Here is a 12,135-nt window from a genome sequence, read left to right as displayed (position 1 = left end):
CCTGTTTGCGTGGCAAACAGGGCGGGTCAGCGACAACATCCGTCGCGGGTGATCAGGCTTGGTGGCGGCGCGCAGCCCGGTAGTCGAACAGCGCAAAGCCCAGCACGCAGACTACCCACACCACCCAGCCGCTCCACAGGTTGTGGCTGAGAAAGTGGGCGCCACGCGCAATCTGGCCCAGCCCCATCAGCATGCCGGCCAGCACGCCACCCCACAGCGCCATGCGCGCCCGGGCCGGGTGTGCCGGTTGCCAGTAGAAATACAACGCCATCAGGGCAAAGCCGGCCGAGGCGTGGCCGCCGGGAAAGCAATGGCCGGGGCCGGCATTCAACGGGATGGTAGCGAGGGTAGGAAAGTGCTCGGCATTGCCGCCGTAGGCAGCGACGTCCCACGGGCAGGAATGGGCGCTGCGGGCCTTCAGCGCGGAGACCGCTGCCGCCCCCAGCATCATCATGCCGGCGGTGAAGGTGCGGCGGCTATCCCGACGGTACAGGCCGCTGGCCAGCAGCCATAGCCCGCAGGTGGCGACGGCGTATTTGGCCAGCCTATGGTTCAGCCATTCCAGCCACACGCTGTCCTGCAACGGAAAACCGAGCAGGCTGGGGCTGTAGAACAGGCGGGTGACGCTGTCGTCCAGCCTGGTGTCGTATTCCAGTACCAGAAACAACAGGGCCAGTGTGGTGCTGACCACCAGCTGCCAGCCGGCACGGCGCAGCACGCGGCTGGCCAGGGAAACGGGGCGGGTGGCCCGCGTGGTGCTGAGAATGCTCCCTTGCATGATGGCGCCTGCTGGAGAAAACATGCGCGCCATCCTGCCGCCGTTGCCTTAAGTTGACCTTAATCAGCCGCCTGCGGCAGAACTTACGCAGGCGGCCCGCCTCAGGCGTGTTGTTTTTTCCATAGCGGCAGCCGCAAGACGCCCTGGCTGAGGCTGACGCCCAGCAGGATCAGGCCGCCGCCCAGCCAGTGGTAACCGTGGATGGTCTCGCCCAGCGTCACGCTGGCCAGCAGCGCAGTGAACAGCGGCAGCAGGTTCATGAAGATGGCGGTGCGGTCGCTGCCCAGCGTCTGGATACCGCGCATCCAGAAGTAGGCCGCCAGAATGGACGAGGCAATGCCGGCAAACAGCACCAGCGGCACCCCGGCCGGCGGGATGGCCATGCTGTGTGCTGTGGCGGCGACCGGTATCAGCATCAGTACCGCCAGGCCCACCTGCACGTACAGGTTCAGCCACTGGCCGAACGGCGGCGCCCAGCGCTTGAACAGAATGCCGTATAGCGCGTAGCTGGCCGAACCCAGCAGCATCAGCGCGTCACCGCCGTTCACGCCACCGGCCAGCAGCGCCAGCGGGTTGCCGGCGCCCAGCAGGTACAGCACGCCCGCCAGCGACACCGCCACCCCTGCCGCGGCGGCTGCACTGATGCGCTGCCGGAACACCACCGCATTCAGCAGCAGGCCCAGCAGTGGAATCAGCGCGCAGATCACGCCCATATTGGTAGCCGTGGTCAGGTGGGCGGCGTAGTAGGCCAGGCACTGGTACGCCACCATGCCCAGCAGGGCCAGCACGGCAAAGCGCGGCAGCATGGGGCGGATAGCCGGCCACTGCCGGCGCAGCGGGCGCCACATGAAAGGGCTGAGCACCAGCAGGGCTACCAGCCAGCGGTAAAACGACACCGCGGCCGGGTCCAGCACGCTGGCGGCAGCTTTGGAAGCAACGGTATTGGCGGCCCAGATCAGCACCGCCAGCATGGGAAACAGACTGGCCATGACAGGCTCCTTACAGAGGAATGCCGGCAGTGTAGCGTTGTCTGTTTACTGGCTTATACTTCGAAACAGACAATCCGATACGCCATTGCCGACAACATGCCCGCCTACCACTACAGCAGCACCGACCTGGGCCTGCCGCCGCCGGCGCCACTGCACTTCCGCCACGAGCAGTACCTGGCCAATACCGACTTCGAGTGGCACATCCACCCGTGGGGCCAGATCAACCGCATCAGCCTGGGCATTCTGGAGCTGCAGCTGCCGGAGCGCACGTTGGCCGCACCGGCCGAGTACCTGGTGTGGATACCGGCCGACCTGCCGCACGCGGCGCATATCCGCCAGGCGCTGGACTACGTGTCGGTGTACGTAGCGCCCGCCTTGGCCGCCAGCCTGCCGCAGCGCCCGTGCCTGATCCCGCAAACGCCGCTGTTGCGTGCCTTGCTGGACGATTTTTGCCAGCGCGGCGTGACGGCGATGGCCGACGCCTGGGACCAGCATCAGGCGCAGCTGCTGTTGCACCGGCTGGTGCAGGCCGGCAGTGTGGACGACTACCTACCCGATAGCGACGACCGCCTGCTGCGGCCGGTGCTGCGCGCGGTGCGGGCGCAGCCGGGGGACAACACCACGTTGGCCGCGTGGGCGGCGCAGGTACACAGCACCGAGCGCACGCTGGCGCGCCGTTTCCAGCAGCAACTGGGCATGAGCTTTGCCGCCTGGCGCAACCGGGTGCGCCTGCTGCAGGCGCTGGCCTGGCTGAAAGCCGGCCGTACCGTGGCCGATATCGCCGCCGAACTGGGGTACGCCACGCCGTCGGCCTTCATCGCCATGTTTTCGCGCCACACCGGCATGACGCCGGAGCGCTACCGCCGCCAGTTGCTGGCTGGCAAGGTGCTGCCGTAATGGCACAAGGCCCCGCCTGTGGCGTAATGCCATTCAGTTAGGCGAATGTGCTTGGTTTTCAAGTAGCAGGACGTGAGTGAAGCACCCCATCCCGTTGGCGCGAGCCGGTCAAAATGGTTCGCTCCAGGTTTTAAGTCGCCGATTTGTTTGAGCTCCGAGCCGTTAGCGAGGAGCGAGTTCGGCGGCGCCTGGGGCGTGCCGTTTTGACCGGGGTTTCGAGCAGCCCCGGGTTGCGGGGGAATGAAAAGGGGGCGGCAATCCGCCCCCTTTCCCGTGTGCCGGGCGGAACCGGCATCTAATCATCGTCCGCGTAGCGGACACACTAGCGTACTTCAACGCCACAAACCTCTAAACAAAAAATGCCAGTCAGCGTTAACTGACTGGCATTACGTCTGTTGCGGGGCCTTGTGCCGGCAGAAAACAGCCAGACTGGGCCTACTGCGGCGCGCCGCTGGTTTCCTCAAACGCCGGGGCGCTGGCTTCCGGTGCCGCTGCGGCGGCGGCCGGTGGCGGGGACAGCGGCGACAGGCCGGCCATCGGCAGGCCGTTCTGCAGCAGCTTGCCGCCTACCAGGTCAAAGCGCGTTTCCAGCCGGTTGCCGTTCTGGCGCAGGTGGCCGCTTTGCAGCAGCGGCGCCACGCTCAGCCGGTATTGCTGTACCAGCGCGTCACGCTGGTGTTCCGGCGCAAAGTCGTTCACCCAGCGCTCGGGCAGCGCTTGCGGCCACGATAGCCGCGCTTGCAGGCTGATCTTGTCTTGCAGTGCCTGCAGTTTTTCCTGCGCCAGGTCGGCTTCGGTTACCCCTTTCAGTGCGGCGTCCAGCTGCAGGTTGGCCGCACCGTCCGGTGTGGCCAGTGCCACGGCCACCGCCAACGCCGGGTTGCCGGCCAGCAGCTTGATCAGCAGTGCGCGTTGGTCGGGGTGGAGCAGGTCGTTGTTGAGCTGGCACTGCAGCAGGCCCTGGTGCAGTGTCTGGCGTTGCGATTCGGCCAGCGCGGCGGCGTTCAGGCGGCTGAGGTTGCCGCTGCTGCTTAGGTCACCCAGCGGTTTGTTGTTCAGGTGCAAGCCTACCCAGCTGAACTTGCCGCTGGTCTCCACCATGCCGCTTTGCTCGCGGCTGTCGTGGCTGGCCTGCAGCGGGCCGCTGCTGAAACCCTGCGCGCTGGTACCGCTGCCTTGCTGTAGTGTGAGGCCGCTTGTACGCCAGCTATCCTTGCCCAGCAGCAGACCGCTGGGGCTGCGCACCAGCTGGCTGCTGTATTCACTGGCTTGCAGTTCGATCTGCCAGCGCTGCGCGTCGTCGGCCAGGGCGAGGCCGGGTAGCGTCAGGCGGCTGTGCAGCCGCGTCAGCGCCTGGTCGTACTGAAGCACCAGCGTCAGCCCTTGCCAGTTCACGTGGCGGCTGTCGCGGTCCACCTTGACGCCGGGGCTGTGCAGCGTGGTTTCCACGTCGCCGTTCCAGCGCAGGCGGGTGTCGATGGCCAGCGGCGGCTGTTCGCCGTACAGTGTCTTGAGTTTTTCCTGCCACTGTGGCGACCACACGATCTCGGTGTGCACGCCAGGGTTGAGCGGGTTGTGCGACACCACGTGCCGCAGTGTCAGGCTGGGGCGCTGGCCGCCGAACATCTCGCTGCTGAACAGGTTGTCGCAGCCCAGCTGGTAACTGACGCGCTCTTCGCTTTGCAGCAGGCTGTAGGTTTTGCTGCGGGTAACCGGTTTCAGGATCGGGTAATCCGGTAGCGCGTTGTGAATGCGGTTCAGCTGCTGGTGCACGCGCCAGGCGCCGTAGGCACTGGCGCCGGCCAGGGCTGCCAGCAGGGCGGCGGTGACGCTGGCGACGAGAACGGTCTTTTTCATCGGGTGTGGCTCGCAGGTGGCGATGCGGACACCCTATGGCAATGGTATGCGATGGTCAATTTACGCGATGATCGCAACGTGTTTACATGGCTTTTTTGGTCTGCGAAGGGGAGCGTCGTGTTGCGATGGCTTGCAGGAGCGTTGGCGATGGCTTGGCTGCTGGCGGGCATGGCCGCCAGTTGCCGGGTAACCGCGGTTAGCGATGGCGATACGGTCAAGTGTTTGCAGGGGTGGCGCGAGGTCACGTTGCGCTTGTCGCAGATCGACGCGCCGGAACGGGCGCAGCCTTACGGCCAACGGGCCAGGGCGGCGCTGGCGGCGCGGGTGTTCGGCCGCAGCGTCGAGGTGGAGCGCCACGAAACCGACAAATACGGCCGCCAGGTGGTGCGGCTGTGGCTGGACGGCGTCGATATCAACCTGGCGCAGGTACAGGACGGCTGGGCCTGGGCCTACCGCGACTACCTGAAAGAGCCGCACTATGTGGCCGCCGAAAATGCGGCGCGGGCGGCCGGGCGTGGTTTGTGGGCCGGTGACGGGCCGGTGCGGCCGCAAGACTGGCGCCGTGGCAGCCGCCGCGCCACGCCGTTGCCGCCGCCCGATGCACCGGCGGCACCGCCTGCGGCCAACCCTGGCCAACGCACGCCAGCCAGCCCGGCGCCGGCGTTCCAGTGCGGCAGCAAGCAGCGCTGCAGCCAGATGGCCAGCTGCGCCGAGGCGCAGTTTTACCTGCAGCAGTGCGGCGTCAAAAAGCTGGACGGCAATAACGACGGCATTCCCTGCGCTGCCTTGTGCCGTCGCTAAGTGCTAAGCGCTGAGCCTTAGCGGTCGGCCTTGCCGGCCATGCTGGCCAGCGCCGCCAGCCGGGTAGCCAGCCATGCCGGTTGCCGGCCGACGTCCTGCCGGGCCTCGACGCTGCGGATGGCCTGCCGCACCAGCATGGCGCCCGGCCAGCGCAGCGGCTCGGGCGGAAACTGCGCCAGTGGCCCTTGCGCCAGCGGGCTGCGCGTCCAGGCGTTGTCTTGCCCCAGCAGCAGGCTGCTCAGCAGTTGGCCGCCGAGGTGACATTGCACCACGCCGTTGCCGGAATAGCCCATGCCGTACCACACGCGCCGGTAGCCGGGCAGCACGCCAAAGAACGGCATGCCGGTGGCCGAGCGGTCGGAGGCGCCAGTCCAGCTTTGCGCCAGCGGCACCTCAGCCAGCGCCGGGAAGAAGCGCGCGATGGCGGCTTGCAGTTGGCCGCGGTAGGCGCTGGGCTGGTCGAAATAATCGTGCAGGCGGTTGCCCCAGGCAATGCGGTTGCCGCCCTTGCCCAGCATCAGCCGGCCGTCGGGCGTGCTGCGCCAGTAGTGCACGAAGGTACGCAGGTCGCACACCGCCTGGCCGCGCTGCAGGCCTAGCTGCGCGATGATCGCGGGTGCCGGCTCGGTGATCACCATATCGGACGACACCAGTACCACGCTGTCGGCCAGGCGGCCAAAACGGCGCGGCATGGCCGCGTTTAACGCCATCACTGCCTGCTGTGCCCGCACCCGGCCGTGCGGCGTGTGCACGTGCACGTATTCGTCTTCCTGCAGCGTGGTCATCGCGCTGTGCTCGAACACGCGCACGCCCAGCTGGCGTGCCACCCGCAACAGGCCGCGTACCAGCAGCGCCGGTTGCAGGCTGCCGGCTGCTGCGCTGTACACGCCGTGCTGCAAGGCCGCGCTGCCGCCCAGTGCCACGGTGCCGGCGGCGTCCAGCGCTTGCCAGCGGTTGCGGCCAACCTGGTCCAGCGCCCGCAACACGCTAGTGAGGCTGCCAACTTGCGCGGCGTTGCTGGCGGCGTATACGGCGCCGCCAAGGCGCAGCTGGGCGTCGATACCGTATTGCTGGCAGAAGGCGGCAATGTCGAACACCGCCTGTTCCGACGCGGCCACCAGACGGCCGGCTTCTTCGGCACCGTATAGCCGGCACAGCGTCAGGTACTTGGTGCTCCAGGTCAGCATGCAGCCGCCGTTGCGGCCGGAAGCACCGCTGCCACACAGGTCTTTTTCCAGCAGCACGATGCGCCATTGCGGCTGCGCCAGCTGCGTCATGATGGCGGTCCACAGCCCGGTAAAGCCGCCGCCGACAATGCACACATCGGCCTGCAGCTCGCCTTGCAGCGGTACCGGCGCCGGCTGGTCTGCGCTGGCCAGCGCCTGCTGCAGCCAGAACGCATGCTGCTTCATGGCCGTTCGCCGGCGGCCAGGCGGGCGTCGATGGCGTCCAGCACCGCCGGCAGCTCGCTCAGCGTGTCCACCACGTAGTGGGCACCGGCCTCGCGCAGCATGGCGGCGGCAGGGCGGCGGTATTCGTCCTGCTGCGCCGGCGTCAGCGCCGCCCACTCGGCGGCGCTCAGCCCCACCGCGTTGCCGCTGGCGGCCAGGCCTACCGTCCACATGCCGGCACGCAGGCCTTCGGTAATGCCCGGCGCGGTGTCGTCCACTTTCACGCAGTGGCGCACGTCGCCGATACCCAGCGCCAGCACGTTGGCCAGCGCCATCCACGGCCCCGGGCGGCCGCCGGCCGGCAGGTCGTCGGTGGCCACGGTGTGGTCGGGGGCGTAGCCGGCGGCGGCGGCCAGCGGCAGCAGCTGGTCCATCACCACGCGCGGGTAGCCGGAGCAGCTGCCGATCTTCAAACCGCGCGCCCGCAGGCTGGCCACGGTGGCAAACGCACCGGGGATGGCGGCGGAGTACTCGCCCACCAGCGCTACCTGCCGTGGCATGAACTGGGCGTACAGTGCGTCGACGTCGCTGTCCTGCATGGGCCGGCCAAAGCGTGCCTGCCAGCGTTCAGCCACGGCGGGCAGGCGGCCCAGCGCCTGGATGTGGTCCCACTTGGCCAGGCCCATCGGCACGCGCGCTTCGGCCAGGGTGACCGGCACGCCGACGCTGGCGAACACGTCCAGCAGTACGCGGGTGGGGGCGAAGGAGCCGAAGTCGACGACGGTGCCGGCCCAGTCCAGGATCAGCGCTTCAAGGTGTTGGTAGTTATGCATGGGCTAAGTCCTCAAGCCAGCCAGCCGAGCTGGCGCAGGATGGAAACAATGACGTGGCCGGCCTGGCCGATTTCGGCGTGGTCGATGGCACCGATGCAGCCGACGCGGAAGGTTTCCTGCGTGGTGAGCTTGCCGGGGTAGAGCACGAAGCCCTGTTCGCGCACCGCCTCGTAGAAGGTGGCAAAGCGGTAGTCGGGGTGGGCCGGCGCGTGGAAGGTAAGGATGATCGGCGCCTGCAGCGCCGGCGGCAGGAACGGGCGCAGGCCGCCGGCCTGCAGCGTGTCGGCCAGCAGCCTGGCGTTGGCCGCGTAACGCGCCAGCCGCGCCGGCTGGCCGCCTTCGGCCAGGTATTGGTCCAGCGCGGCACGCAGCGCCGCTACCACGTGGGTGGGCGGCGTGTAGCGCCACTGGCCGCTGGCGTGCAGGTATTGCTGCTGCGCGTGCAGGTCCAGCGCCAGCGAGTGGCTGTTGCCGGCGCTCTGTGCCAGGCTGGCCTGGTTGACGATGACGAAGCCCATGCCGGGCACGCCTTCCAGGCACTTGTTGCTGCTGGCCACCAGCGCGTCGATATGCAGCGCGGCCACGTCGATGGGCAGCGCGCCGAAGCTGGACATTGCGTCCACGATCAGGCGGCGGCCGGCAGCGTGCACGGCGGCGGCCAGCTCGGGCAGCGGGTTCAGCATGCCGGTACTGGTTTCGCAGTGCACCAGGCCGACGTGGGTGATGGCCGGGTCGTCGTGCAGCAGCATCGCCAGCGTGGCGGCGTCCGGCGCGCTGTCATCGGCGGTGGCGTACACGCTGTACGGGCGGCCCAGGTAGCGGGCGATGTCGGCCATGCGCTGGCCGTAGGCGCCGCCGGCCAGCACCAGCAGCTTGCCGTCACGTGGCACCAGGTTGGCCACTGCGGCTTCCACGGCAAAGGTGCCGGAGCCTTGCAGCGGTACGCACACGTGGCTGTCCAGCCCGCCGGCAATGGCCAGCAGGTCGTGGCAGACGCTGGCGGTCAGCGCCTTGAAGCGGCTGTCCCACGAGCCCCAGTCGGTGAGCATGGCGGTTTTGGTGGCCAGGCTGGTGGTCAGCGGGCCGGGGGTGAGCAGGATGGGTTCGCGCATGATGTTCCTTGATATCTAGATGTCTTTGCGGGGTCAGAAAAACCGGGCCACAGCCCGGCAGGCAAGCGTTAACGGGGTTGTCGCCAGCGCTGGCTGCGTGCCAGCCAGACGCGGGACAGCAAGGCAAACAGCAGGCAGGCGGCGCCGGAGGTGGCCACGATCAGCGTGGCCATCGCGGCGGCGGCGGCGGTGTCGCCGGCGTCGTCCATGTTCAGCACCGCCACGGCGGCCAGCACGCTGTCGGGGGTGTACAGGAAGATCACCGCCGACACCGTGGTCATCGCCGACACGAAAAAGTAGCGGGCAATCTCCAGCACCGCCGGCAGGCAGGCGGGCAGGGTGACGCGCCACAGCGTGCGCCACAGCGGCACTTTCAGCGAAGCAGCCACCGCCTCGGTGTCGGCGTCCAGCTGCGCCAGCGCGGTGCAGGCGGTGAGGTGGGCGGTGGTGTAAAAGTGCGCCACCGAACACAGCACCAGTAGGGCCAGCGTGCCGTACAGGCCGTGCAGCGGGTTGGCCGCATGGTTGAAGAAGAAGATGTAGCCCAGGCCCAGCACCAGGCCGGGTACGGCCATCGGCAGCATGGCCACCGCGTGCAGCCACTGGCCTGCCACGCCGGCGCTGCGCAGGCGGGTGGCCGCCCAGGCGCCGCCAAACACCACCACAGTGCCGGCCAGCGCGGTGTACAGCGCCATCTGCACGCTGTTGCCGAACGCCAGCCAGCCGCCGCCGTCTACCAGGTCGAAGTCGAAATGCTGCAGCGTGAACTGCAACTGGTACGGCCACTGTTTGATGAAGGCGGCGGCGATGGCGGTGCCCAGCAGGGCGAGTAGCGCAGCGCCCACCAGTGTGCACAGCAGCAGGCCGGCAGTACGCGGCAGCCAGCCGCGCAAGGGCTGCAGCGGCACGGCGCGGGCGCCGGCCTGGCCGCGCTGGCGCGCCTGCAGCCAGCGGTCGACGCCAAACGACAGCAGCGCCGGCAGCAGCAACAGCAGGCCGATGACGGCGCCGTGGGCGAAGTCCTGCTGCCCCACCACCTTCTTGTAGGCCTCCAGCGCCAGCACCGGGTACTGGCCGCCTACTACCTTGGCCACGCCAAAATCGGTGGCCGCCAGCGTGAACACCACCATCGCTGCCGATACCAGGCCGTAGCGCGTGGCCGGCAGCGTGATGGTGACAAAGCGGCGCAGCGGCCCGGCGCCCAGCGTGCGCGCGGCCTCATACAGGCGTGCGTCGCCGATACTCAGCGCGGTCAGCAGAATCATCAGCGCGTGCGGAAAGGTATAGAACGCCTCGCCCATCACCATGCCGGGCAGGCCGTACAGCGCGCCGTCCGGCAGCCAGTGGCGCAGCAGGCCCTGGTTGCCGAACAGGTAAACCAGCGAAATACCCGGCAGCAGCGACGGCGCCAGCAGCGGCAACAGGGCCAGCAGGCGGAACAGGCCGGCGCCCGGCAGCGCCACCCGGGTGAGGGCGGCGGCGTAGGCGTAGGCTAGCGGCACCACCAGCAGCGTGGTGAGGCCGGCCAGCTGCACGCTACCCAGCGTGGCGCGTGCCAGACCCGGCTGCGCCAGGGTGGCCAGCAGCGGGGCCAGCGTGGTGTGGCCCTGGCTACCGGCGGGCAAGGCCTGGCCCAGCATGGCGCCCAGTGGCAGCAGGATGGCGACCACCAGCACCGCCAGCAGCAGCCACAGCAGGCACTTCACCAGCCGCTCGTCGGCGCTGGCTTGCAAACGCGGGGCGAGGCTCAGGCGCATGGTGCGGCCTCCTCGCGGGCAAAGGCGCGCAGCCGCGCCAGGTCGAGCGACACCGGCACCCGCCGCGCATTGTCCAAGCCCAGTGCGGCCAACTGCGCGTGGCCAACATCGGCCAGTACCCGCTGCCCGCCCCAGGCCGGCACCAGCAGGCTCAGCCGGTACACCGGCCCCAGCAGTTCCAGCTTCAGCACGTCGGCCAGCGTGGCGTCGCCGGCGGCCGGCCACGCCGGGTGCAGCACGATGTCTTCCGGGCGGATGAACAGGTCCAGCGTGTCGCCGTGCGCCACGCCGTGCGGGGTGGGCAGCAGCAGGCGCTGCTCGCCCAGCTGTACCTGCTGCACGCCGCAGCTGCGCGCCGGCAGCCAGTTGCCCTGGCCGACAAACCCGGCGACAAAGCGGCTGGCTGGCTGGCGGTAAACGGCAAACGGGCTGTCGCATTGTTCGATGCGGCCGCCGTTCATCACCACCACACGGTCGGCCATGGTCAGCGCTTCTTCCTGGTCGTGGGTCACCATCAGCGTGGTAATGCCCAGTTTTTGCTGCAGGGCGCGGATTTCGCGGCGCAGGTGCTCGCGCACGCGGGCGTCCAGTGCAGACAGCGGTTCGTCTAGCAGCAGCAGGCCGGGCGAGGTGGCCAGCGCGCGCGCTAGCGCCACGCGCTGTTGCTGGCCGCCGGACAGCTGCGCCGGGTAGCGTTCGGCAATGCCGTCCAGGCCGATCAGCGCCAGCAGGTCTTGCACCCGCTGGCGGCGGGCGGCACGGCTGCCGCCCAGGCCGTAGCCGATGTTGTCGGCCACGGTCAGGTTGGGGAACAGCGCGTAACTCTGGAACACGATGCCGTAGTCGCGCGCGGCCGGCGGCAGCCGGGTGATGTCGCGGCCGGCCAGCTCGATGCTGCCGCTGTCGGCCGCGTCCAGGCCGGCGATCTGGCGCAGCAGCGTGGTCTTGCCGCAGCCTGACGGGCCCAGCAGGCACACAAACTCGCCTTTGGCGATATCGAGGTCCAGCTGGCGCAGCACCTGCTGCTGGCCAAAGCGTTTGCTGATGCCGGCCAGGCGCAGGTAGGGGGTGCCGGTGGCCGGCGTGGCGCCGGGCGGTGCACGGTGCAGCAGGGCGGCAGGGTCGTGTTTCATGGTGTGTCTTTCAGCAGGGTGGCGGCGATGGCCAGGTAGTGCGCCAACGGTGGCGTGGCCAGCCCCGGCGTCTTGGCGGCGTCGTCGTAGCGGCGCAGGCGCAGCGCGTCGGCAGCGTGCGGGTGGCGGCAGAAGCGCTGGCAGGCGGCGGCGTCCATCGCCCCGCCTTGCAGTGCCAGCGACGCGCGCGAGGCGGGCGACAGGCCGGCCAGATAGGCCGGATCGGTCACGCACAGAAAGCGTTTGGCGGCCACGTGCAGCGCAATCGGCTGCAGTACCTCGTCGCCGAACAGCCGTCGCAGTACCTGCACGGCCACGGCTTCGTGGTGATCGTTGATGCCGTTGGCGATATCGTCGTCGCCCTGCTCGCACACCAGGTGGCCCAGGTCGTGCAGCAGGGTGGCCACGATCAGCGCCGGGCTGGCGCCGTCCTGTTCGGCGGCCTGGGCGCCTTGCAGCGCGTGTGCCAGCTGGCTGACGGCTTCGCCGCCGTACAGGCGGTTGCCGCTATCGGCCAGCACGGCGGCGAGTTCGTCCAGGGTGTTCAGCGGTGCGTGCATGGCAGGCTCCGGCGGCGGGCCGGGCCC

Annotated in this window: 11 protein-coding genes; 2 read left to right on the top strand and 9 right to left on the bottom strand. The window is 68.9% G+C overall.

The features are described 5' to 3' along the window. Positions 1-52 precede the first annotated feature (52 nt). Together FLQ03_RS00545 and FLQ03_RS00540 are read right to left on the bottom strand one after the other, a co-directional pair. On the bottom strand, positions 53-802 hold the full coding sequence (locus FLQ03_RS00545; protein WP_206210809.1) for a phosphatase PAP2 family protein: 750 nt from the start codon (positions 800-802) through the stop codon (positions 53-55). A 77-nt stretch (positions 803-879) separates the two neighbouring features. Further along, positions 880-1,767 carry a DMT family transporter gene (locus tag FLQ03_RS00540; protein ID WP_144373508.1) on the bottom strand — a complete coding sequence of 296 codons (888 nt, stop codon included), beginning with the start codon at positions 1,765-1,767 and terminating at the stop codon, positions 880-882. Positions 1,768-1,863: 96 nt separating this feature from the next. Between FLQ03_RS00540 and FLQ03_RS00535 the strand changes: the two genes are divergently transcribed. After that, positions 1,864-2,664 (top strand): AraC family transcriptional regulator, encoded by an 801-nt coding sequence (locus FLQ03_RS00535; RefSeq protein WP_144373507.1) that lies wholly within the window; start codon positions 1,864-1,866, stop codon positions 2,662-2,664. A gap of 435 nt (positions 2,665-3,099) precedes the next feature. On the opposite strand, the gene FLQ03_RS00530 is transcribed toward FLQ03_RS00535, so the two are convergent. Next, a complete protein-coding gene (locus FLQ03_RS00530; RefSeq protein WP_144373506.1) occupies positions 3,100-4,521 on the bottom strand; it encodes a DUF945 family protein in 1,422 nt (473 codons plus the stop codon). A gap of 147 nt (positions 4,522-4,668) precedes the next feature. On the opposite strand from FLQ03_RS00530, the gene FLQ03_RS00525 reads away from it, so the two are divergent. Beyond that, entirely contained in the window at positions 4,669-5,322 is a 654-nt protein-coding gene (locus tag FLQ03_RS00525; RefSeq protein WP_170252268.1) for a thermonuclease family protein, read from the top strand. Positions 5,323-5,339: 17 nt separating this feature from the next. On the opposite strand, the gene FLQ03_RS00520 is transcribed toward FLQ03_RS00525, so the two are convergent. From FLQ03_RS00520 to FLQ03_RS00495, 6 genes are all read right to left on the bottom strand, one after another. After that, positions 5,340-6,734, bottom strand: coding sequence for an FAD-dependent oxidoreductase (locus FLQ03_RS00520; RefSeq protein ID WP_144373505.1), 1,395 nt, complete (start codon positions 6,732-6,734; stop codon positions 5,340-5,342). Next, positions 6,731-7,546 (bottom strand): phosphonoacetaldehyde hydrolase, encoded by an 816-nt coding sequence (gene phnX / locus FLQ03_RS00515; protein ID WP_144373504.1) that lies wholly within the window; start codon positions 7,544-7,546, stop codon positions 6,731-6,733. Before phnX ends, FLQ03_RS00520 begins: the two co-directional genes overlap by 4 nt. A gap of 11 nt (positions 7,547-7,557) precedes the next feature. Then, positions 7,558-8,658, bottom strand: a complete 1,101-nt coding sequence (locus FLQ03_RS00510) for a 2-aminoethylphosphonate--pyruvate transaminase (protein WP_144373503.1) — start codon at positions 8,656-8,658, stop codon at positions 7,558-7,560. Between the two features lie 68 nt (positions 8,659-8,726). Then, positions 8,727-10,415 (bottom strand): putative 2-aminoethylphosphonate ABC transporter permease subunit, encoded by a 1,689-nt coding sequence (locus FLQ03_RS00505; protein ID WP_144373502.1) that lies wholly within the window; start codon positions 10,413-10,415, stop codon positions 8,727-8,729. Continuing rightward, positions 10,406-11,548, bottom strand: a complete 1,143-nt coding sequence (locus tag FLQ03_RS00500) for a putative 2-aminoethylphosphonate ABC transporter ATP-binding protein (RefSeq protein WP_144373501.1) — start codon at positions 11,546-11,548, stop codon at positions 10,406-10,408. Before FLQ03_RS00500 ends, FLQ03_RS00505 begins: the two co-directional genes overlap by 10 nt. Continuing rightward, a complete protein-coding gene (locus tag FLQ03_RS00495; RefSeq protein ID WP_144373500.1) occupies positions 11,545-12,108 on the bottom strand; it encodes a phosphonate degradation HD-domain oxygenase in 564 nt (187 codons plus the stop codon). Before FLQ03_RS00495 ends, FLQ03_RS00500 begins: the two co-directional genes overlap by 4 nt. Positions 12,109-12,135: the final 27 nt, after the last annotated feature.

Origin of the sequence: Vogesella urethralis, from assembly GCF_007644045.2 — a bacterium.
Lineage (GTDB): Bacteria > Pseudomonadota > Gammaproteobacteria > Burkholderiales > Chromobacteriaceae > Vogesella > Vogesella urethralis.
Note: the sequence above shows the minus strand (reverse complement) of the source record. Positions and strands in the feature narration are given on the sequence as shown.